Here is a 21,911-nt window from a genome sequence, read left to right as displayed (position 1 = left end):
CGCGGTCACGGCACGTTGACCGAGGTACTGGCCGACGCCGCGCTGCGCAGGTCGACGACCGACGCGGCGTGCGCCCATTGCAGCGTGGTGGACGGCGATGAGCGCTTCCACGCACGCACGAAGACCGAGTACACCGCGGTGCCGCCAAGCTGGCTCGCATAGGTGCCGGCCGGCAGGTCCACGGACACGGTGGTGCCCGAGGAATTCACCGCCACATCCTGCGTGTGCACCACGCCGCCGACGTCGCTGATGACGAGCTCGGCGGCATCGTATTTCGATGAAGGCACGGTCACGGTGATCGCCGTGGACACCGGGTTGAGGCCGGCGCGCCGCGAGGTGCTCGTGGGCGTCACGGCCGTGGTGCTGCCGCCCGCCACGCCCACCACGCCGCTGCGCTCGAAGTCGTAGCGCGTGCCGGCGGTGGTCAGGGTGTACTGGTCGGACCCTTCCACCGGCGTCACGTCGCTGAAGGCGAGGGCGCTGCCGTTCGTGTAGGTGGCCACGCGCAAGGGGCCCGTGGGCACCGGCACCGGCTTGGCGAAGAGGCCGCTGAAGGCATCCACGTTGGCTGACACGATCTCGTGCGGCAGTTCGCCGGTTCCAGGCAGCGTCTGGCTGAAGCGCAGCGAGGCGCTCTTCGGGATGGTGGGCGAGGCCAGCGTCACCATCGCGTCGCCGGCCGTGCTGAGCTGCGGCACGAGCGGCGCGGGCACCGGGTGGTTCGGGTCGCTCAGGTCCACGCCGAGCTGCGTCGGGTTGGCGGCCAGCAGGTCGTCCGCTGCGGCGGGAACAGCCTTGACCACCATCGTGCGCATGTTGCGGCCGTGGATCACCACGTCGAAGCCCTGGCCAGCCGGCAAGGCGGGCAGCGGGTACAGCGCGAAGGCGGCGTAGGTGTCGCCCATCACCACCGGCGTCGAACGCACGCTGACCATCGTCAGGCCGTCGTCGGACGGGCGTTGCGCGGTGACCATCGCGTCGTAGACGCAGCCGGTGGTGGCGCCGCCGGTGCAGAACACCGACTTGTCCAGGATGCCGATGATGGCGCCGGTCTTGGCGATGTCGTACACGCGAAGTTCAGGGCGTGCGATGAAGCGGTCCACGCCGTCGTCGGAGGCGACGCGCACCAGGGTCTTTGACACGTCGAGCTGGAAGGTCAGGTCGGTGGAAACCGTGGCGCTCACGTTGAAGCTCCCGCCCGCGCGGATGCCCAGCTGGTTGCCGTAGACCTCCAGCGGCACCTGGCGCAGCATGCCTGCGGCATCCAGGTAGTCCACCTGGGTGTTCCAGCTCAGCTTGGCCGTCTTGGCCGCATCGGTCAGCACGTCGTCGTGCCGCGAGAGGAAGAGGCGGATCTGCGCGTAGTCGCCCGCGGCCACCGCCTGCCCGGTGATGATGCGCGTGAGCACGCCGTTCACCGACGCGGCGAGGTCGATGGTCTTGGGCGCATCCAGGCGGATCACCTTCCAGCTGCTGTCGTTCACCGACCAGGGCTGGTCGGGGTCGGCATGCAATGCGATCGAATCGATCGTCACCCACACATGCTGCGTGCCGGTGGGCACGCCGCCGGTGATGCCGATGGACAGCGAGCCCAGCGGTCCGCCCGGCGTGGGCGTGACGCCGCCGCCGTCGCCCGAGGAGCCGCCGCCCCCGCAGGCACTGAGCAACAGGAGGCAGGACGCCGCCAATGCGGCGCCGCGTGACCTCCAAGCTTGGAGAAAACTCATCGTGCAAGAACCTCTCGGTCCTGGCCCATCGCGGGCCAGAACGCTTCTTCGTTGGCAGGTTCGCAGGCGGCCAGCGGCAGCGGCACCACGTTCGCGCCGGCGGCGCGCTTCAACTGCTCGAAGCAGGTGCGGATGGCCATGGCCGAGGCGGCGCAGTCGGGCATCAGCTTGTTGTCCACGAGGAAGCCGATGCGAACCTGGTCGTTGTAGGAAATGATGGACACGCCCACGCCCACCGTCATGCCCTGGGGCACGCACAGCATCAGCTCGTCCATGCGCACGCCGTCCACGCTGCGTGCCTCGGCCGGGCCGATCACGTTGGTGACGATGACGGTGCAGCGGCGCGAGAAGATGCCCAACACCAGCTGCTGCAGCAGGTGCGGCAGCAGGCCCGCGAACTTCACCAGTGCGAGCGCGAGCTGGCCCTGGAAGCCCGTCTTCAGCGTGGTCATGCCGTCGCGCACCGCGTGCAGCCGATCGAGCGGATCGGCCTGGTGCACCGGCAGTTCCAGGCCGACGAGGCCGAACTGGTTGCCCAGCAGGTGGCTCTGGCCTTGCGGGCGCATGTTCATCGGAATGACGGTGCGAACCGGCGCATCGATGCGCTTCTGGCCCTGCGCCTGCAGGTGGTGGCGCAGCGCGCCGGCGATGATGGACAGCATCACGTCGTTCACCGTCGCGCCGTGGCGGTGTGCGATGTCGCGCGTGACCGCCAGCGACAGGCCGTCGGACCAGGCCACCGACTTGTGCTTGCCGGGCGCGCCCTTGATCTTGCTGGGCTTGTCCTTTCGCATGAAGAGCATGGTGGCTGCATCGGACAGCACGCTGCCGATGTGGCGCACGATGACACCCGGGCTGAGCGACAGCCGCTCGCCGGCACGCGCCGGCTCGACGTAGTGCGCGCCTTCGGCGATGTCGGTCATGCCGCTGATGAGGTCCATCAGCGACACGCCGTCGGCCAGGCTGTGGTGCACCCGCATGACGAGCGCCGAGCGGCCTTCCACGTTGTGCACGAGGGTGGCGAGCCACAGCGGGCGGTCCTTGGCCAGCGGCTTGCAGGCCTCGCCCGACATCCAGGCCTTGAGCTCCTTGCCACCCGAGCCTTCGGGCAGGTGCATCTCGGTGAGATGGCGGTCGATGTGGAACTGCTCGTCGGGCACCCAGTGCGAGCTCAGCCAGCCGCGCTTGGCCTTGTGCGTGAACTGGTGGAAGGGCAGGAGACGCGCTTCGAGCTTGGCCCGCACTGCATGGAGAGACAGCGGTGCGACGAACATGAAGGCGAGGTGGATGACCACCAGGTTTTCAGGACAGTCCATGCGCAGCCAGGCGTGGTCTGCGGCGTTCATCGGGAGAGCGGCTTTCATGAGAGTCTCCTTTTTCAGCACAGAGGACACAGAGAGCACAGAGGACACAGAGAAGAGCTCTTCTTCTTTGCTTTTCCTCTGTGTGCTCTGTGCTCTCTGTGTCCTCTGTGTTTAAGTCTTCAACCGCCAGCGATTCAAGGCGTCACTGTCGCGGCACGCAACTTCAACCCCACGCTCTGCGTCATCGCCGCCAGCTTCGGGTCGATGGCCGCACGGCTGTCGGCGGCGATCTTTTCGCCGAAGGCGCGCTCGAAGCTGGGCAGCAGCTTCTCGAACTTCTTCTTCACCGGCGACTCCAGCAGCGCGATCAGCTGCTTGAGTTCTTCCTCGTTGAAGTTCTGCAGCAGGAGCGGCGTGAGCGTGGGGGCCTTGGCCTTCATCGCGTTGTCCTTCACGATGGGCGTGGCTTCGTCGATGTACTTCTGCACGTCCACCGCGATCTCCTTGAGCGTGGCCTCCTGCTTGGCGCCGGTGACGCGGCCCTGCAGCGCGATGCGCGACTGGTTCACCGCGTCCACCGCGGGACGCTGGACCATCACGACGGCTTCATCTTCGATGTGCCACAGCGTGAGGATCTTCTCGACGAGTTTTTCCTTCTCGCCGGCCTGTGCAGGCGCGGCCAGGACCAGAGCGCAGGCGCTCAATGCGACGGTGATGAGGGTGCGTTGGAACTTCATGGTCTTTGGTTTTAGGAGGGGTGGATCAGAAAGGCTTGGTGATGGTCACGCCGAAGTAGCGGATGCGGATGCCACCGGCCACGTCCAGCCCCGCGTAGGGGTTGTAGACGGCGTTGAAGAAGTTGGTGCAGTTCAGGTTGCAGCTGCCGTCCGCCGGAATGTCGAACTTGCCGCTGGCGTAGCTGGCCGCCGCGTCGATGCGCAAGCCCTCGCGCGTCTCGTAGCCCAGGCCGATGCTCTTGATGGTGAGGTCCGGCAGCGGCGAGATCAGGTCGATCTTGTTCTCGCCCACCGAGCTCTTGCGCGGCTCGTAGCCCGCGCGCAGCGTGATCGCATCCGTCACCTTCACCTGCAGGCCGAAGTTGTAGTTGATGGTGTTCTTGTAGCCGCGCGGGATGATGAGCTTGCTCGGGTCCGCCTGGCCGAACACGCGTGCCATCTCCAGCAGGTTGATGGTCTTGTCGAACTGGAAGGTGAGCTTGTCCCAGCGCTTCCAGTTGCTCCAGTTGGCGTCCACGTTCAGCTGCACGCGGTCGATGGGCTTGACCTTCAGGCCCACCTGGATGTGCTCCGCATACGGTAGCGTCATGGTGACGTTGCCGCTCTGGATCGCGGGGATCGAGGTCGGGAAGCCGAACATCGAGGCCACCACCGGGCCCAGCAGGCTCGAATACATGCCGCGCACGAAGCGGTCCAGCATGGGCTCGGCGTTGAAGGTGTACTTGCCCGTGAGCACCGACTGCGAGCCGCCCTGGTAGACCGCGCCCAGCGAGAAGCGGTCGCTGGGCTCCCACAGCACGCCGATGTTGATGGTCGGGTCGGCCGGTGCGGTCATCTCGAAGTGCATGCCGCCGATCTTGTTGAACGGCCGCAGGCGCCCTTCCTTGCCGCCGCCGCACAGGCCGAAGGCGAAGGTATCCACCGGGTTGCCGTTGTCGCCGCACCAGGCGTCCTGCAGCTTGCCGATGATGCCCAGCAGCTTGTTGGGCATGCGCATGTCGGTGTCCAGCGCGAAGCCCTGGTGCGCGATGGGAATCGACACCCCCACGCTCAGCGTCTTGGACACCTTGTAGGCCACCGACGGCGATGCCAGCACCAGGCGCTGGATGTTCACGCGCTGGCCGTCGAAGCGTGCCGGGTCGTTGGGGTCTGTGGTGCGGTCGATGCCCACGCCCTGCACGACGTAGGTGGCGGTGCCGAAGGTCCACGGCGAGCCTGGCTGGTTGAAGCTGAACCCGAGGCCCGCGGCCGCCGCGAAGGGCAGCTTCGCCTTGGGCACGCCGATGCCCGGCAGGAAGATGCTCTGGCGAACCGGCCCCGTGCTGGTGCCGGCGACGGGGTCGTCCTTCCAGCCACCGATGTCGAAACCTTCAGGCTGGGTGAAGCTCGCGTAGGGCTTGATGGAGGCGCCGAAGAAGGTGTCGCTCTTCCACTTGCCCTGCAGCCGGGACAGGCCTGCGGGGTTGAAGTGGATGGACGCCGTGCCCGGCGGATCGGCCGTGACCGCATTGCCCAGGGACATGGCCGTGGGGTCGACGCCGATGTTCTCGGTGAAGGAAGCACGTGCTTCGCCGCCTGCCAAAAACGCGAGCGCCGCGAGGGCGGTCGCGGCGAGCTCGAATGGGCGCCTTGCGGCGCCTGTGCACTGCGTGGGCAGCATGAGCATCACCTGCTCATCAGAAGTTCAGCGGCAGGTTCATGCCGAACGTGAAGTCCGGCGTGTCGGTGGTGAGGCCGACGCCCACGGTGAAGTTCAGCGTGGTGACCGGCGACACGCGCACGCCCAGGCCGAAATTCAGCATGGCCGAGGACTGGCTGGCTGTCTTGCTGGTCACCTGCACGCCTGCGCCGTCTTCCAGCACGAGCTTGGCGCGCTGGCCGATGTTCTCGGAGAACGATACGGTCGTGGAGATGTTGTAGGACATGGCATAGGCGAAGCCCACGCCGAAGCCGATGCCTGCGCCCGGATGCACTTCCTTGAGCGTGAGGCCGTTGCGCACCTGGTTCAGGTGCTTCACGCTCAGGCCGTAGCTGGCGTTGATGGAGCCGAACACCGCGACCGGGTCCACGACCTTGGACGCGTTGATGCCGATGGTGCCCGAGGCGTAGCCCGCGCCGGTGGACAGGCCCTGGCCGTCGATGGTCTTGAAGGGGCTGCGGCCGGTGGGCAGGCGCAGCGTGCCGGTGGCGGTGAGCGCCGGGAACTCGCGCGTCACCGGGAAGGGCTGGAAGCGCGCGCCCACCGAGATGTCGCCCGGGGCGTTGGACAGGCCCGAGAAGGTGTCGCCCTGCGAGTACTTGGACACGAAGGGCACGGTGAGGTTGGCCGTGAGGTTGTCCTTCACGCCGTAGTCGGCCGAGATCGTGTTGGTGACGGTGTGGCCCTTGGTGTTCTGGATGGCGAACTGCGTGAGCTTCTGGTCGGTGAAGCTGGCGCTGATCTGCTGCGAGCCGATGTAGGAGTAGGTCAGGTCCCAGGTCAGCGAACGCTTGCCCGCGCGCAGCAGCGAGTACTGGCGGTCGGTGGCGGTGAGGGTGTCCTTGAGCACCTTGGCCTGGTCGACGTCGCCTTCCTTCTTGGACAGCGCTTCGCGTGCGGCCTCGGTGGTGGCCGCCGCTGGGGCTGGCGCGGGAGCAGGCGCCGGTGCCGGTGCCGGTGCCGCGGCCGGCGCCTCAGCGGGCGCGGCTGGCGTGGCGGGTGCGGGCGCCGGGGCGTTCGCATCCTGTGCATGGACCGCGGCCGCGACGCCGACGGTGAGGAAGAGGGCTGCCGCGCGGGCGAGGGCCGACTCGAGGTTGGAATGCTTGTTCATGGGTTCACTTGCGCAAGGTAAAGACGCCGAGTCCTGATTGCACTGCCCGTTGCAATGCATCGGCTCGATCGAGTTGGGGGAGAACTGCGTCGGTGCGGATCAGGTCGTTGTCCACGACGCCGAGCTCGCGATCCGAAAGTGCCAGCCGCGCCACGGTGGTGGGCTGGCTTTTTGGCGGGTACAGCAGGAACAAGGTGCCCTTGTCCCACAGTCCCTTGAATTCATCGAGGGAGAACACGACGTGGCCCGCAGACGGATCGGCGACGAACACCTTCCCATCGCGAACCCCGCGAACCACGACGAAATGCTTGAAGCCGGCGTAGTCGATCGGCACGATGCCGGGCTGCTTCAAGCTGGCCAGGTCCGACATGTCGGCGCGGAAGCCCTGCGCATCGGCTCCGAGCGTCTGCAGATAGCGCTTCATGTCGAGCAAGGAAAAACCACGCCGCGCGATGATCTTCTCGCGCTCGCCGTGCGCCAGCATGCCCTCCATCGCCTGCTGCTCCGACACCGGCAGGTCCAGGTAGTTGTTCATCACCGTGACCAAGGCCGCCGAGCCACAGGAGTAGTCGTAGGCCTGTCGGACGATGTTCTTGAACTTGAACTCCGAGTACGGCTTCATCTGCACGGGCTCGGGAGTGGCAGCGGCGCCCACGCGCCCCATCTGCAGTTCGTACTGGTCGGCAGGTTGCGGCTGAGGCGGCACTTGAGAGCTGACGCCGAATCCGCCGATCATCGCGGCGGCCACGCCAAGCAGGATCATCCACATGTCTTGTCCTTGAGTCCTGGTGCGCCCCTACTGCGCCCAGAGATAGATGTGTCCGGTCATCGAGCCGGTGCCGTTCAACAGGATCTGGCCGTAGCTCGCGCTGGCCGGAATGGGTGCCGCGGGGTCTGTCTGTGCAGCCAGCGCGCGAAAGCCGAATTGCTTGAAGCCCACGAAGCCGGGCAGGCCGATGTCCACGTAGTCGCCGCCGCCATCGGGCCGCTGGCGGATGCTCAGCGTCACGGCAATGAGGTCCATCACGCCGGCCAGGTTCTGGATCACGGCGTAGGTCTTGGTGCCGTCCACGTTGAAGCCGGCGGTGATGCGGCTGTCGGTGGGAGCGCCGGCCAGCAGCGCGGAGTTGAGCTCCAGGTGCACGCCCAGCGACACGCCGTCCTGGCCCGACACCTTGGACATCTCCTCGTCGTTCAGCGCGACCGGTGCTGCGTCGGCATCGTGCATCGCGCTGCATCCGATGCAGGCGGCGGCCAGGGCGAGGAGCAGGTTGCGCGCGGCCATCTCAGAACCCCGGCTTCAGCTTCACGTCGAGGTACTGCAACTGGATCGTGCCGATGCGGCTCGATCCCAGGTCCATCTGGCCGCCGGGCAGCGTGTCGCTCTTGAACACGATGCTGTCGATGCTCATGCCGCCGATGGACGCGCCCGCGGCCGTGGTGGGCCAGCCGATGCCGATGTGCAGGAACGAGTTGCCGCTGGCGTCGGTGATGGCGTTGAAGATGCCCGGCTGGGTGGTGGCGTCCGCGATCGCCCAGGGCGTGTTCAGCATCACGCCGCTGGCATCCGCCGCGCCGAGCTTGATGCCCGAAAAGCGCAGTTGCTCCGTCACGGTGGCGGGGTCGGCCTGCGTGATGTCGTCGCGGCCGCGCGGGCGGATGATGAGGTTGCCGATGTCGGCCTGCAGCGCCAGGCCGAAGGCGATGCCTTCCACACCCGGCGTGGCGGGCGTGGTGAGCGACAGGCTGCCGCCGCGCGTCACGAGGTCTTGCACCAGCAGCGCACCGCCATTGAAGTCGATGCCGTTGGCGCTGGTGCCCCAGTCGGCGGCGAACTGCCACTTGAGGACGCCGTTGAGGTTGGCAGGCTCGGTCAGGCGGATCATGTCGGCCAGGCCGGCGCCGCGCGACACCACGCGCAGCGTGTACGGGTCGCTGAAGGTGGCGCTGGGGTCGTCGCTGCGCGACAGCGAGAAGTTGCCCAGCCACAGCTTCGTGGGCGAGGGGCCGGGCGAGGTGTAGGTGAGCGTCAGCGGGCCGGTGAGCGAGAAGTCGCGCAGGTTGAACGCCAGGCCATCGCTGCCGCGCACGCCGGACATTTCCTCGTCGTTCAGCGGCTTCATGTCGCCGGCGCGTGCGGCGAAGGCCAGTGCGGCGAGCATGGCGCAGATCACCGCCCGCGACGCGAGCGCGGCCTGGGGCGACTGGAGCCTGGATGCACTGCTGCTCATGACCATCAACCCGGCGGCTTGGGCAGGTTCGGCGGCGGCGCGGCGTTGAGCACCGGGGCGTACAGCCGGTCGCGCCAGTTCATCCAGAAGCCTTCGAGTGCCTTGTCGGGCGCACCCGTGGCGGCATTGACGCCGGGGAAGTTCACCGCCTGGCGCAGCACCGAGATGAAGAAGTCGCGGCTCGCGCCGCTGGCGTCGCCGGCGGTGAGCTGGCCGATCTGCGACAGCGTGAGGCCGCAGGTGCTCGTGCAGGTGGTGCCGTCCCAGCGCTTGCCGCCCAGCGGGTCGTTGTGCGAGTCGTAGTTGCCGGCCGCGCCGCCGTTGATCAGCAGCGAGCCGCTGATGGCGTTGAGCTGCACGCCCAGGTCGCCCGCGATGCTGCCGAAGCCCAGCCGCATGCCGATGACTTCGCGCTTGCTCGCGTCGGCCGCGTTCTTGTAGACGAACTCGAAGTACGGGTCGGTGATGTTCACCGTGCGCTGCGCTTCGGTGCCGTCGCTGCGGCCGAAGCGGAAGAGTCCCATGTCGATGTCCGCGCCGGTGCCGTTGCGTGCGGTGTAGCTGTATTCGCCCAGCCGCACCTTGCTCAGGTTGGCGCTGAGCTGGATGTCTGCGCCCAGCGTGATGCGCGTGAAGTCCAGGCCGTCGTAGGTCTGGTTGGTGAGGCTGAGCAAGGCCTGGCCGGAAACCTCCGACAGTTCGTCGTCGCTCATGGGCTTCAGGCCATGGGCGGACGCGCTCATCGCGGCGCAGGCGAGCGCGGCGATGCAGGCGTGGCGGATGGTCGTAGGCGTCATGTCGAGTGCCGAAGGGTTCGGGTCAGGTCTTGGATCGAGGACGAAGGTGCTGCTCAAAAAACCGCCCCGCGAGTCGCGTCGCGGGGCGAAACGCAGTGTCACCAGACGCGCCGTTCTTCTGGCGCGTCATCACCCTCGAAAGATCGTTGTGATCGTTATGACCAGATCAGTGGGCCCACATCCAGATCTTGGTGCCTTGCAGGTCCATGTTGTTCAGCGCGAAGGAGCCGAACGACTTGGTGCTGTTGCCCATGGTGATGGAGCCGACGGTGATGCTCGGGGTCAGGCGAGCGTCCTGGTTGGCTTGGGGGAAGGCGAACTGGACGACGTCGCTGGCGTTGTCGTACACGCCAGCAGCCACGAGGTTCGTCAGGTTCGTGTTGGCTTCGGTGGCGGTCAGGCCGTGGCCGACCATCGCGCCGCCCACGGCGCCGGCGAAGGCGGTGTGGTTCAGCACGTCCACGGTCATGACGAACATGCCCTTGATGCCGATGTTGTTGAACGACACGGAACCGCCGTCAGCATCGGTGTCGGTGTACTTGAACGAACCGATGTTGATGTTCAGGTCGCCGGCGATCGACACGCCGTCCTGGCCGGTCACCGCAGCGAGTTCGCTGTCGGCGATCGAGGTCATGGCCGAAGCCGAGAAAGCCAGGGATGCAGCGGCTGCTGCGAGGGAAAGCTTGATGAAGTTCATGCTGCTTTGGATTTGAGGTTGGTGAAGAACGAACTGCTCAAACAGCGGCCGCGCCATTCACGCGAGGTGGTGTGCGGCCGCCCATCGCTTTCGCGATTTAGTGCGCCCACATCCAGATCTTGGTGCCTTGCAGGTCCATGTTGTTCAGCGCGAAGGAGCCGAACGACTTGGTGCTGTTGCCCATGGTGATGGAGCCGACGGTGATGCTCGGGGTCAGGCGGGCATCCTGGTTGGCTTGGGGGAAGGCGAACTGGACGACATCGCTGGCGTTGTCGTACACGCCGGCGACCACGAGGTTCGTCAGGTTCGTGTTGGCTTCGGTGGCGGTCAGGCCATGACCAACCATCGAGGCGCCCACGGCGCCGGCGAAGGCGGTGTGGTTCAGCACGTCCACGGTCATGACGAACATGCCCTTGATGCCGATGTTGTTGAACGACACGGAGCCGCCGGTGGCATCGGTGTCGGTGTACTTGAACGAACCGATGTTGATGTTCAGGTCGCCAGCGATCGACACGCCATCCTGGCCGGTCACGGCGGCCAGGTCGCTGTCAGCGATCGAGGTCATGGCTTGGGCCGAGAAGGCCAGGGAAAGGGCGGCGAGGGCTGCGGACAGCTTGATCGTCTTCATGCTTGCATCTCCAGTTTGGTTGGTCTCTTCAATGGTGGAACTTCGCCCGCCTTCGCACCCCTTACCCTCGTGAGTCGTGCTCGGTACGGCAGCCCGACGCCGCGTGTAGCGGAGTCGGTCACCTTTTGAAGCGTGTCCAGCGGCGAGGCCCAATGATCGTGACGCGATGCACGCAATGCACTGACTCAGCGTGCCAAGGTCATGGCTCCAAGAACCACTTGTTCGGGGGCAGGGAAGACCTTAGTTACGGCGTGCAACCTCGGCTGCGCAATGGCTTGCGCACACCTGACCTCAAGGCGCGATCTGCGAGGGAGAAATGAGGATCTTGCTAGTGCAAGAGGTCGAACATCGAGACCTCGTCAAGGTATGACGCGGGCAGCATCACGCCGTTGATGTCGTGCTGCAGTCTCGCTTGCGCGTGCTTGGAAACAACAACGCAAGGATCGGCCACGAGGTCTGCGAGAACGGCACGCGAGGTCTGCGCATTGCAGGCCACGCGCATGCGCACGAGGTCGGACTTGTCGTGCGCGAGAGCGATGAGCACTTCATCGCTCATTTCGGGATTCGACGCCACCGCCGTGCGCACCTGGATGCGCGCGTGCGAGGCGAGGTGGCGGACGATCTCGTCGGGAATGGTGCGGTTGGCCGCGACCCACACCGCAGCGTCGGGATGGCGTTCGAGCACGTCCCACCACACGGTGGCGCTGGCCATCACGCCCTTGAGCTTCGCGGGGTCCACGGGGCGCTCTTCCAGCAGTTGCCGGAAGTCGTCGGCGCATGTGAGCACCTTGGAGCGTCCCGCGGCCTTCATGCTCGACGGCCGGGTCAGTTCGTACAGCGCATGGTGCTCGGCGATCGGCCGAACCAGCGCTTGCACGCACGGTAGAAGTTGCTCGGGTCGGAGAAGCCCAGCGCGAAGGTGATCTCGGTCGGGCTGCAGTCACTGTGCTGGAAGTAGCGCTGCGCGAGTTCTCGCCGCACCTCGTCCACCAACTCGGCGAAGCTCGTGCCTTCCTCGGTGAGCCGGCGCTGCAGGGTGCGCTCGCTCATGCACAGCATCGAGGCCATGGTCTCGCGCCGCGGATCACCTTTGGACAAATGTTTCATCAACGCCTGGCGCACGCGGATGCTCACCGAGCCGCCTTGCTGCTCCGCGATCTGCGTGGCGATGCGCTCGCACAGGTCGGCCACTGTCTGGTCGGCGGTGGGAATGGGCAGCGCGAGGTCGGCGGTGTTGATCTCCACCTGGCACAGCGGCGCGTTGAACTGCACCGGGCAGCCGAAAGCCTCGGCCCAGCGGTGCGCATCTGCAGGTTCCGGTCCGGGGTGCTGGAACGCGATGGGGCGCACCTCGCGGCCGGTCACCCAGCGGATGCCGTGCAGCAGCACGGTGCAGTAGAAGTCGTAGCGCTGCGAAGGCACCGGCCGGCGGCCCGAGGCGATGCTCAGCGTGAGGAAGCTGCGGCCGTTCTCGGTGTGCAGGTCGATGGTGGCCGTGGGCGACACCAGGTGCGTGAAGCGCGACAACGACGCCAGCGCGTGCTGCACGGTCGGCGCGGAAAGCACCACGTGCGACAGCACGCCCAGCGAATTGAGCGGGTGGGTCGGCACGGTCAGGCCGATGGCCGGGTCGCCGGTCTTGGCGACGGCGATCTCCCAGGCACGGCTGAAGCCGTCGGTGAGTTCGGCCAGGTCCAGTTCCTCGGCCTGCGACAGGTCCACGCCGGCTTCCGCCAGCAGTGCGTCCACATCCAAACCACGCTGGGTGAAAGCATCCTTCATTGCTTTGCACCACCCGACATCGGAGATGAGCATTGGTTTCATGGCTGCGCTTTCCCGTTGTGTTCCGAACCATCCGGATATGTAGGAAAAAAGAACGCCCGTTCACTTTTCCTTGGGAGGCGAAAGATATCTGTCAGCTTTGATGCACCCAACTGGGGTGAACCCGCACGCCAAAATGCCGCATTTCGGAACCTGGGCATTCAAAAGCGACGCTAACCATGCACTGCGTCACGTAAAAATGACAACTTGGTGCTGGTTTGGAGACAGCCCGGGTTGGTGCGAACCCCCTAACTTGAGTGGCCCGACTGTGGCGCGGATGATGAGATCACTCATCAGACGACCGTTGGCAAAGCGTCGAAAATCGATCGGATCATGAACAAGGCATTCACGCGCGAAAGCGAAGGCGGCGACGAGGACGACGATGACGTCTCGCTGCCTGCGCTGCCGCAAGGAACGAAGAACTACGTGACGCCGGGCGGCTACGCGCGCCTGCGCGAGGAGCTCATCTCGCTGCTCGACGTGGAGCGGCCCAAGGTGGTGGAGGTGGTGTCCTGGGCAGCCAAGAATGGCGACCGCTCGGAGAATGGCGACTACCTCTACGGCAAGAAGCGCCTGCGCGAGATCGACCGGCGCATCCGCTTCCTCACCAAGCGGCTGGACATTGCGGAGGTGGTGGACCCGTCGGTGCACCACGGACGCGACCAGGTGTTCTTCGGCGCGACCGTGACCTACGCGAACGAACGGGGTGAAGAGCGCACGATCACCATCAAGGGGATCGACGAGGCCGACAGCAGTCAGGGGGAAGTCAGCTGGATCGCGCCGATCTCACGGGCCTTGCTCAAGGCGAAGGTCGGAGATGAGGTGAACCTCGTGACGCCGGCGGGCGTGGAGAAGATCGAAGTGGTGGAGGTGGAGTACCCGGCCTCTACGGCTTGACTCGAGTGACCCGCAGCACGCGGGCGGAGCGTTTGAGCGTGCGCATCACGTCGGCCAGGTGCAACCGGTCGCGCACGCTCAAGACCAGCCGCAGCTCGGTGGTCTGTGATGCGGGCTCATCACCCATGTCGATGTGGGTGATGTCGGCTTCCGCCGCGGCCACGGCCGAGGCCACTTCCGCCAGCACGCCCTTGCCGTTCTTCACCAGCACGGTGACGCCCGTCTCGAAGGAGCGCGTGGGCTGCTCGGCCCATTCGACGTTCATCCAGCGTTCGCTGTCGCGTTCGTACAGCCGCTTGCCGACGCCGCATTCGGCCGTGTGCACCACCAGGCCTTCGCCGCGGCCTAGGTAGCCCACGATCGCATCTCCAGGGATCGGCCGGCAACATGGTGCCATCTGCACCGAAGCGCCTTCCGCGCCGTCGATGAGCACCATGCCTTGCACATGCTCGCCGTCGTCGTGGCTGTAGCGGCCCATCGACAGCGTGACCGCATCCGGCTTGGTGCCGTGGTCGGCCAGCAGCCGCGCGAGCCGCTTGGCCACGATGGTCGCGATCTTGCGGCCCAGGCCGATGTCCGTCAGCAGTTCTTCGCGGCTGCGGTTGCCGCTCCAGCGCGTGAGCGCCTGCCACACCGCCGCGGATTCCGACGAGTCGTCGCCCGGCATGGCCAGGCCCTCGGAACGCAACGCCTGCGCGAGCATCTTGGAGCCCAGTTCCTGGGACTCCTCCTGCTCCATGGTCTTGAGGTAGTGGCGGATCTTCGAACGCGCCCGGCCTGTGCGCACGAAGTTCAGCCAGGCCGGATTCGGCTTGGCACCCGGCGCGGAGACGATCTCCACCACGTCGCCGCTGCGCAGCTCGGTGCGCAGCGCCACCGGCTCGCCGTTGACCTTGGCGGCCACGCAATGGTCGCCCACGTCGGAGTGGATGGCGTAGGCGAAGTCCACCGGCGTCGCGCCGCGAGGCAGGGCGAGGATCTTCGACTTCGGCGTGAACACGTAGACCGCATCCGGGAAGAGGTCGATCTTCACGTGCTCAAGGAATTCGCTGGCGTCGCGCGTCTCGTCCTGGATGTCGATGAGCGACTGCAGCCACATCGCGCCTAGGCGCTGCGCCTCGGCCACCTGCGCCGCGCCGCCCTTGCTCTTGTACAGCCAGTGCGCGGCAATGCCTTTCTCGGCCACGGCGTGCATCTGCTCGGTGCGGATCTGGAATTCCACCGCCGTGCCCAGCGGGCTCACCAGCGTGGTGTGCAGCGACTGGTAGCCGTTGGCCTTCGGGATAGCGATGTAGTCCTTGAAGCGGCCGGGCAGCGGCTTGTAGAGCTGGTGCAGCACGCCCAGCGCCAGGTAGCACTCGGGCAGCGTCTGCACGACGATGCGAAAGCCGAAGATGTCGTTCACCTGCGCGAAGGTCAGGTGCTTCTCGCGCATCTTGCGGTAGATGGAGAACAGCGTCTTCTCGCGGCCGAACACCTGGCTTTGCAGCTTGGACTGCGAGAACGCCTTCTCCACGTCCTTCTGGATGCGGTCGACGATGTCGCGCCGGTAGCCGCGCGCCTTCTGCACGGCCTTGGACAGCGCCGAGTGGCGCCACGGCCGCAGGTGCTGGAACGACAGCTCCTGCAGCTCGCGGTAGGTCTGGTTCAGGCCGAGGCGGTGGGCAATGGGCGCGTAGATGTCCAGCGTCTCGCGCGCGATGCGGGTGCGCTTGGCCGCAGCCATCGCCTCCATCGTGCGCATGTTGTGCAGCCGGTCGGCCAGCTTGACGAGGATGACGCGCACGTCGCGCGCCATCGCCAGCAGCATCTTGCGGAAGGACTCGGCCTGCGATTCCTCGCGGGTGGAGAACTGCAGCTTGTCCAGCTTGGTGAGCCCGTCCACCAGGTCGGCGGTGGCGGCGCCGAACTTCTCGATCAGCTCCACCTTGGTCACGCCGCAGTCTTCCATCGCGTCGTGCATGAGCGCGGCCATGATGGCTTGCGCATCGAGCTTCCAGTCGGCGCACAGGCCGGCCACGGCGATGGGGTGGGTGATGTAGGGCTCACCGCTGGCGCGGAACTGGCCCAGGTGGGCCTCGTCGGCGAAGCGGTAGGCCTCGCGCACGCGCTTGATGTCGGCGGTGTCGAGGTAGTCGAGCTTGTGGGTCAGCGCGGCGAAGGAGGCGGCGGCCGCGTCATCGGTGGGGGTCTGCGGCGGTTTGCTGACGCCAAAGCGCCGCGTCGCGGGGCTCGCGAGCTCCTTGATTGCGGCGGCAATGCGTGAGGCCATCCCCCGAATTTATCGTGGATTGAAGCCCCCCGCACCGAGGGATTGCAGTGACCTGACAAATGTCGCGAAAGCCTAAACCTATCGGTGCGAAAAAACAAACGGCTCCCGAAGGAGCCGTTTTGCATCAGTGTGTTTCCGCTCGATCGCTCAGACCGGAACCTTGCGCAGCATTTCCAGGCCGATTTCGCCAGCGGCGATTTCGCGAAGCGCGGTCACGCCGGGCTTGTTCTTCGATTCGATCTTGGGGGCGTGGCCCTGGCTGAGCATGCGGGCGCGGTAGGTGGCTGCCAACACGAGCTGGAAGCGGTTGGGCACCTTTTCCAGGCAGTCTTCAACGGTGATGCGGGCCATGCGCGAACTCCAAAGGATGTCTAGCTGAGGTCCAGGGCCTGGAAGACGGCGGGTTTGCTGCGAAGCTGGGCGGCGTACTTCAAGCGCTGGGAATGAACCACCGTTTTCAGGTCGAAAACGGCTGTCTCGAACAAAGCGTTGATTATAACGAAGTCGAAATGCCGGGCCTGCGCCACCTCGTGGCGGGCATTGGCCAGGCGCTGGGCGATCACCTCGGGCTGGTCCTCGCCGCGGCGGTTCAGACGCTGGGCCAATTCCTCGTAGCTGGGCGGCAGGATGAAGATCAGCACGGCGGTCGGGAAGAGCTTCTTGATCTGCACCGCGCCCTGCCAGTCGATCTCCAGCACCACGTCCTGGCCGCTGGCGATGCGCTTTTGCACTTCGCCACGCGAGGTGCCGTACAGGTTGCCGTGCACCTCGGCCCATTCGAAGAACTCGCCGTCGGCGACCATCTGGCGGAACGACTTCTCGTTGATGAAGTGGTACTCGCGGCCGTCCTGCTCCTGGCCGCGCGGCTTGCGGGTGGTGTGCGAGACCGAGACCACCAGGTGCGAATCCAGCTCCAGCAGCGACTTGACGAGGCTGGATTTGCCGGCGCCGCTGGGGGCCGCCACGACGAAGAGGTTTCCGGGATAGTCCATGGGTGTTCGCGCGTTGGACCCGCAAGTATCGCCTGAGCACCATCGGCGTGCGTGGCCGCGGGCGGGGATCGGTCACCGCACGTGTGCAGCATGTCTCACGCGGGCGATTGCCTACACTCGCTGACCCATCGGCCGATGCGCCTTCATGAACCTGTTCGTGACGCTCAAGTACCTTGTCGCACTCGATGACCACCGTCATTTCGGGCGCGCGGCCCTGGCCTGCCACGTGACGCAACCGGCCTTGTCCAACGCCATCCGGGCGCTGGAGGAAAGCTTCGGCACTTCCATCGTCAAGCGCGGACGCAACTTCGCCGGTTTCACGGCCGAAGGCGAGCGCGTTCTGGTGAGCGCCAGGCGCATCCTGCGCGAGCACGAGCTGCTGCGGCAGGACCTGTCCAGCGCCGCCGAGTCGCCCACAGGTGAGTTGCTCATCGGCGCGGTGCCCACGGCCATGCCCATTGCCTCGCGCTTCGTGGCCATGCTGCAGGATCGCCATCCCGGCATCGTGCCCACCTTGCGTTCCATGAGCTCCGTGGAACTGGAAACCGGCCTCGAGACGCTCGCGCTGGACCTGGCCCTGGGCTACGCCGAGCGCACCGACGACAGCTCGGCGCACCGCCGCGTCATCGTGCAGTACGTGGAGCACTACTTCCTCGCCCGGCGCGCGGAGCCCGGGCAGCCTCGGCGCGACAGCATCACCTGGGCAGAAGCCGCTGGCCTGCCGCTTTGCCTGCTGACGGCCGAGATGCACAACCGGACCATCATCGACCGCGCCTTCGCCACGGCAGGCGCCAAGGTGCGGCCGGCCATCGAATCCAACTCCACCGTGACGCTGGTGCTCAGCGTGCAGACCGGCCGGGTCAGCAGCGTGCTGCCCGGGTCCATGCTCGGCCAGGTGCTGGGCCAGCCCGATGTCGAAGTGCTGCCCCTGGTGGAGCCGCGCATCGAGGTGCCCATCGCCTTCCTCGTCCACAACCTGAACCCCGCCTCGCGCACCCTGAGCGCGGCGCTGGAGTTCGCCCAGGACCCGCAGTGGCTGGCGCATGCCAGCGCCCACAGCGGTATCGGGGCCCATGCCGCAACGGTGGACCCCGCTTGATTTCATCCGCGAATCAGTTCATTTCCCGAAGAAATTGGACGCTTGTCACCTTGCGTGGCGAGACTTCGCGCCGGGTGGGCCCAACCTGCCCTCACAACGACGACCAGGAGACTTCATGTCCACAGTCATGACAAGCGGCGGACAGCCGTTGGGAGCCGAAAACCCCGGCTTTCTTTCCAAGGAGCGGATCATCGCCGCTCCGGGTTTCAACCGATGGCTGGTGCCGCCCGCGGCGCTGGCCATCCACCTGTGCATCGGCATGGCCTATGGCTTCTCGGTGTTCTGGCTGCCGCTGTCCAAGGCGTTGGGCATCAAGGAGGCCATCAAGTGCGGGCCTGACGTCGGCTTCTTCCAGGAGCTGTTCGTCTCCAACTGCGACTGGAAGATCTCCACGCTGGGCTGGATGTACACGCTCTTCTTCGTGCTGCTGGGCAGCTCGGCGGCCATCTGGGGCGGCTGGCTGGAACGTGCCGGCCCGCGCAAGGCCGGCGTGGTCAGCGCCGTGTGCTGGTGCGGCGGGATGCTCATCTCCGCCTTGGGCGTGAAGACGCACCAGTTCTGGCTGATGCTGCTGGGCTCGGGCGTGATCGGCGGCGTGGGCCTGGGGCTGGGCTACATCTCTCCGGTGAGCACGCTCATCAAGTGGTTCCCCGACCGCCGCGGCATGGCCACGGGCATGGCCATCATGGGCTTCGGCGGCGGCGCGATGATCGGCTCGCCGCTGGCGGCCGAGCTGATGAAGTCCTTCGCCAGCTCCACCGACGTGGGCGTGGCGCCGACCTTCATCGTCATGGCACTGGTGTATTTCGTGTTCATGATGGGTGGTGCGTTGCTGTACCGCGTGCCGGCGACGGGCTGGAAGCCCGAGGGCTGGACGCCGCCGGCGGCCCAGGGCCACAACGCGATGATCACCCAGCAGCACGTGCACGTGAAGAAGGTGTGGGGCATCCCCCAATTCTGGCTGGTGTGGATGGTGCTGTGCATGAACGTGTCTGCCGGCATCGGCGTGATCGGCATGGCCAGCCCCATGCTGCAGGAGGTGTTCGGCGGCAACCTGATCGGCGTGGCCAAGAAGTTCGGTGAACTTGACAAGGCTCAACTCACGGCCATCGCAGGTGTCGCGGCGGGCTTTACAGCGCTGCTGAGCCTGTTCAACATCGGTGGGCGATTCTTCTGGGCGAGCCTGTCGGACAAGCTGGGCCGCAAGCTCACCTACGTGGTGTTCCTGGTGCTCGGCGGCGTGCTGTACTTCAGCGTGCCGGCCAGCGCATCGGCGGGCAACAAGCTGATGTTCGTGGCGGCGTTCTGCATCATCCTGAGCATGTACGGCGGCGGCTTCGCGACGGTGCCGGCCTACCTGGCCGACCTGTTCGGCACGCAGATGGTGGGTGCCATCCACGGCCGGCTGCTGACGGCCTGGGCGACCGCCGGCATCCTGGGCCCCGTGGTAGTGAACTACATGCGCGACTACCAGCTGGATGTGTTGCACATGCCGCGCGAGCAGGTCTATAACCAGACCATGTACATCCTCGTGGGCATGCTGGCCATCGGGCTGGTGTGCAACCTGCTGGTGAAGCCCGTGGCACAGAAGCATTTCATGACCGAGGCCGAGCTCGCGGAAGAAAAGCGCCTCGCGCACGAGCGCATGGCGGCTGGCGAGGTGGGCGTGGGCGACACCACGGTCCGCCGTACCGATCCGATCTGGGTGGCCGCGGCCTGGACGGCGGTGGGCATTCCGCTGGCCTGGGGTGTGTACCGTACGCTGCTGAGCGTGGCCAAGTTCATGAACTGAGGATGGATGGACGAATGACGACCCCGCGCGATTCCCAGCCGGCCGACCCCATGGTGGTCGTGAACGGCGTGCTCGACCGGCTGCGCAGCGAGCCGGGCGCCTTGCTGCCCATCCTGCACGAGGTGCAGGACGCGCTGGGTCACATTCCAGGTGAGGTGGTGCCCGTCATCGCCGAGGCGCTGAACCTCTCGCGCGCCGAGGTGCATGGCGTGGTCACCTACTACCACCATTTCCGCAGCCAGCCGCCGGGCCGGCACGTGGTGCAGGTCTGCCGGGCCGAGGCCTGCCAGTCCTGCGGCGCGGATGAACTGCTGGCGGGCGCCGAGACCGTGCTGGGCTGCAAGGCCCACGCCACGCGCCCGGATGGCATGGTCAGCCTGGAGCCGGTGTACTGTCTGGGCATGTGCGCGATGTCGCCGGCCATCATGGTGGACGACAAGCCGCGCGGCCGCGTCACGCTGGACGACCTGCGCCGGCTGGAAGCACAGTGGAAAGAGGCGGTGGCGTCATGAGCGTGACCCTCTACGTTCCGCGCGACTCGGCGGCCGTGGCCGTCGGGGCCGATGAACTGGCGCTGGCCTTGCAGGAAGCCTGCGACCGGCGCGGCCAGGCGGTCACCATCGTCCGCAACAGCTCCCGCGGCATGTTCTGGCTCGAGCCCCTGCTGGAGGTGGCCACGCCGCAAGGCCGCCTGGCCTACGGGCCGGTGGCGGCGGACGATGTCGACGGGCTGCTCGATGCGGGCTTGCTGTCAGGCGCATCGCATCCCAAATGCCTGGGGCCGACAGAAGCCATTCCCTTCCTCGCGAAGCAGGAGCGGCTGACTTTCCGGCGCATGGGAATCACCGATCCGCTGTCGCTGGACGACTATTCCGCGCATGGCGGCTGGACCGGGCTGCGCAATGCCCTGGACATGGAGGCTGCGGCCGTGGTGCAGGCCGTCACCGATTCCGGCCTGCGCGGCCGGGGCGGTGCAGCCTTCCCGGCGGGCATCAAGTGGAAGACGGTGATGCTCGCCGCCGGTGCGCAGAAGTACGTCGTCTGCAATGCCGACGAGGGCGACTCCGGCACCTATTCCGACCGCATGGTGCTGGAGGGCGACCCGTACATGCTCATCGAGGGCATGGCGATCGCCGCGGTGACAGTGGGCGCGACGCGGGGCTATGTCTACGTGCGCTCCGAGTACCCGGCCGCGGTGGCGGTGATGCGCGAGGCCATCGCCCGGGCCATCTCGGCGGGCTTCCTTGGCGACAACATCTGCGGATCGGCGCACGCCTTCCACCTGGAGGTGCGCAAGGCCGCGGGTTCCTACGTGTGCGGCGAAGAGACGGCGATGCTCGAAAGCATCGAAGGCAAGCGCGGCATCGTGCGCGCCAAGCCGCCGCTGCCCGCCATCTCCGGCCTGTTCGGCCAACCCACGGTCATCAACAACGTCATCACCTTCGCCAGTGCGGCCAACGTGCTGGAGAAGGGCGCGGCCCACTACCGCGACTTCGGCATGGGCCGTTCGCGCGGTACGCTGCCGTTCCAGCTGGCCGGCAACATCAAGCACGGCGGGCTGGTGGAGAAAGCCTTCGGCCTCACGCTGCGCGAGCTGCTGTTCGATTTCGGCGGCGGCAGCGCAAGCGGCCGGCCCATCAAGGCCGTGCAAGTGGGCGGCCCGCTGGGCGCCTACGTGCCCGAATCGAAGTGGGACGTGCCGCTGGACTACGAGGCCTATGCCGCCATGGGCGCAGTGCTGGGCCACGGCGGCATCGTGGTGCACGACGACCGGGCCGACATGTCCCGCCTGGCGCGCTACGCGATGGAGTTCTGCGCCATCGAGTCCTGCGGCAAGTGCACGCCCTGCCGCATCGGTTCCACGCGCGGCGTGGAGGTCATCGACAAGATCACCACCAACCGCGACCGGACCCAGCAGGTGACGCTGCTGCGCGACCTGTGCGACACCATGCTGCACGGCTCGCTGTGCGCCATGGGCGGCATGACGCCGTACCCGGTGCTGTCGGCGCTGGACCACTACCCCGAGGACTTCGGGCTGGCACCCGCCGGCGCGGACGCCGCCAAGAAGCACGCCGTGGCCTGAGCCGCGGCAGGAGCATCCCTT

The 21,911-nt window shown here is 66.5% G+C and carries 21 protein-coding genes; 5 read left to right on the top strand and 16 right to left on the bottom strand.

What is annotated here, in order from left to right:
- Positions 1–5 precede the first annotated feature (5 nt).
- The 13 genes from DZC73_RS09850 to DZC73_RS09790 all read right to left on the bottom strand — a co-directional run bounded on the left by DZC73_RS09850 (position 6) and on the right by DZC73_RS09790 (position 12,716).
- Positions 6–1,727: a DUF4382 domain-containing protein gene (locus tag DZC73_RS09850; protein WP_124540046.1), complete on the bottom strand. Its 1,722-nt coding sequence runs from the start codon at positions 1,725–1,727 to the stop codon at positions 6–8.
- A complete protein-coding gene (locus DZC73_RS09845) occupies positions 1,724–3,091 on the bottom strand; it encodes a WS/DGAT domain-containing protein (RefSeq protein ID WP_124540045.1) in 1,368 nt (455 codons plus the stop codon). Before DZC73_RS09845 ends, DZC73_RS09850 begins: the two co-directional genes overlap by 4 nt.
- 134 nt (positions 3,092–3,225) lie before the next feature.
- Positions 3,226–3,768, bottom strand: a complete 543-nt coding sequence (locus DZC73_RS09840) for a DUF2059 domain-containing protein (RefSeq protein ID WP_124540044.1) — start codon at positions 3,766–3,768, stop codon at positions 3,226–3,228.
- Positions 3,769–3,793: 25 nt separating this feature from the next.
- Positions 3,794–5,434, bottom strand: coding sequence for an OmpP1/FadL family transporter (locus DZC73_RS09835; protein ID WP_235835059.1), 1,641 nt, complete (start codon positions 5,432–5,434; stop codon positions 3,794–3,796).
- A 10-nt stretch (positions 5,435–5,444) separates the two neighbouring features.
- A complete protein-coding gene (locus DZC73_RS09830; RefSeq protein WP_198414815.1) occupies positions 5,445–6,581 on the bottom strand; it encodes a transporter in 1,137 nt (378 codons plus the stop codon).
- A gap of 4 nt (positions 6,582–6,585) precedes the next feature.
- Positions 6,586–7,350 carry a C39 family peptidase gene (locus DZC73_RS09825; RefSeq protein WP_235835058.1) on the bottom strand — a complete coding sequence of 255 codons (765 nt, stop codon included), beginning with the start codon at positions 7,348–7,350 and terminating at the stop codon, positions 6,586–6,588.
- 27 nt (positions 7,351–7,377) lie between these two features.
- Positions 7,378–7,866 carry a hypothetical protein gene (locus DZC73_RS09820; protein ID WP_124540043.1) on the bottom strand — a complete coding sequence of 163 codons (489 nt, stop codon included), beginning with the start codon at positions 7,864–7,866 and terminating at the stop codon, positions 7,378–7,380.
- 1 nt (position 7,867) lies between these two features.
- Complete coding sequence (locus DZC73_RS09815; protein ID WP_235835057.1) at positions 7,868–8,812, bottom strand: hypothetical protein; 945 nt, start codon at positions 8,810–8,812, stop codon at positions 7,868–7,870.
- Between the two features lie 5 nt (positions 8,813–8,817).
- Entirely contained in the window at positions 8,818–9,609 is a 792-nt protein-coding gene (locus tag DZC73_RS09810; protein WP_124540041.1) for a hypothetical protein, read from the bottom strand.
- A 166-nt stretch (positions 9,610–9,775) separates the two neighbouring features.
- Positions 9,776–10,306 carry a DUF6160 family protein gene (locus DZC73_RS09805; protein WP_124540040.1) on the bottom strand — a complete coding sequence of 177 codons (531 nt, stop codon included), beginning with the start codon at positions 10,304–10,306 and terminating at the stop codon, positions 9,776–9,778.
- Positions 10,307–10,403: 97 nt separating this feature from the next.
- Positions 10,404–10,934: a DUF6160 family protein gene (locus DZC73_RS09800; RefSeq protein ID WP_124540039.1), complete on the bottom strand. Its 531-nt coding sequence runs from the start codon at positions 10,932–10,934 to the stop codon at positions 10,404–10,406.
- 328 nt (positions 10,935–11,262) lie between these two features.
- Complete coding sequence (locus DZC73_RS09795) at positions 11,263–11,811, bottom strand: hypothetical protein (protein ID WP_124540038.1); 549 nt, start codon at positions 11,809–11,811, stop codon at positions 11,263–11,265.
- Positions 11,760–12,716, bottom strand: coding sequence for an AraC family transcriptional regulator (locus DZC73_RS09790; protein WP_161974521.1), 957 nt, complete (start codon positions 12,714–12,716; stop codon positions 11,760–11,762). Before DZC73_RS09790 ends, DZC73_RS09795 begins: the two co-directional genes overlap by 52 nt.
- Positions 12,717–13,088: 372 nt before the next feature.
- Between DZC73_RS09790 and greB the strand changes: the two genes are divergently transcribed.
- Positions 13,089–13,652, top strand: coding sequence for a transcription elongation factor GreB (gene greB, locus DZC73_RS09785; RefSeq protein ID WP_124540036.1), 564 nt, complete (start codon positions 13,089–13,091; stop codon positions 13,650–13,652).
- Here the strand turns inward: greB and DZC73_RS09780 are convergent.
- The 3 genes from DZC73_RS09780 to gmk form a co-directional block, all read right to left on the bottom strand.
- Positions 13,642–15,924, bottom strand: a complete 2,283-nt coding sequence (locus DZC73_RS09780; RefSeq protein WP_124540035.1) for a RelA/SpoT family protein — start codon at positions 15,922–15,924, stop codon at positions 13,642–13,644. The genes greB and DZC73_RS09780 overlap by 11 nt on opposite strands.
- 147 nt (positions 15,925–16,071) lie before the next feature.
- A complete protein-coding gene (gene rpoZ / locus DZC73_RS09775; protein ID WP_124540034.1) occupies positions 16,072–16,275 on the bottom strand; it encodes a DNA-directed RNA polymerase subunit omega in 204 nt (67 codons plus the stop codon).
- A gap of 20 nt (positions 16,276–16,295) precedes the next feature.
- Complete coding sequence (gene gmk, locus DZC73_RS09770; RefSeq protein WP_124540033.1) at positions 16,296–16,916, bottom strand: guanylate kinase; 621 nt, start codon at positions 16,914–16,916, stop codon at positions 16,296–16,298.
- Positions 16,917–17,061: 145 nt separating this feature from the next.
- On the opposite strand from gmk, the gene DZC73_RS09765 reads away from it, so the two are divergent.
- The 4 genes from DZC73_RS09765 to DZC73_RS09750 all read left to right on the top strand — a co-directional run bounded on the left by DZC73_RS09765 (position 17,062) and on the right by DZC73_RS09750 (position 21,890).
- Positions 17,062–18,015 carry a LysR substrate-binding domain-containing protein gene (locus DZC73_RS09765; RefSeq protein ID WP_124540032.1) on the top strand — a complete coding sequence of 318 codons (954 nt, stop codon included), beginning with the start codon at positions 17,062–17,064 and terminating at the stop codon, positions 18,013–18,015.
- A 115-nt stretch (positions 18,016–18,130) separates the two neighbouring features.
- The gene (locus DZC73_RS09760; RefSeq protein ID WP_235835056.1) at positions 18,131–19,807 is read left to right on the top strand and encodes an OFA family MFS transporter; all 1,677 of its coding nucleotides are present in this window, start codon (positions 18,131–18,133) and stop codon (positions 19,805–19,807) included.
- Positions 19,808–19,821: 14 nt separating this feature from the next.
- Complete coding sequence (locus tag DZC73_RS09755; protein ID WP_124540031.1) at positions 19,822–20,319, top strand: formate dehydrogenase subunit gamma; 498 nt, start codon at positions 19,822–19,824, stop codon at positions 20,317–20,319.
- Positions 20,316–21,890, top strand: coding sequence for a formate dehydrogenase beta subunit (locus DZC73_RS09750; protein WP_124540030.1), 1,575 nt, complete (start codon positions 20,316–20,318; stop codon positions 21,888–21,890). Before DZC73_RS09755 ends, DZC73_RS09750 begins: the two co-directional genes overlap by 4 nt.
- Positions 21,891–21,911 lie beyond the last annotated feature (21 nt).

Origin of the sequence: Rhizobacter terrae, from assembly GCF_003852895.1 — a bacterium.
GTDB classification, from domain to species: domain Bacteria; phylum Pseudomonadota; class Gammaproteobacteria; order Burkholderiales; family Burkholderiaceae_C; genus Albitalea; species Albitalea terrae.
This window is presented reverse-complemented; position numbering and strand designations above follow the sequence as displayed.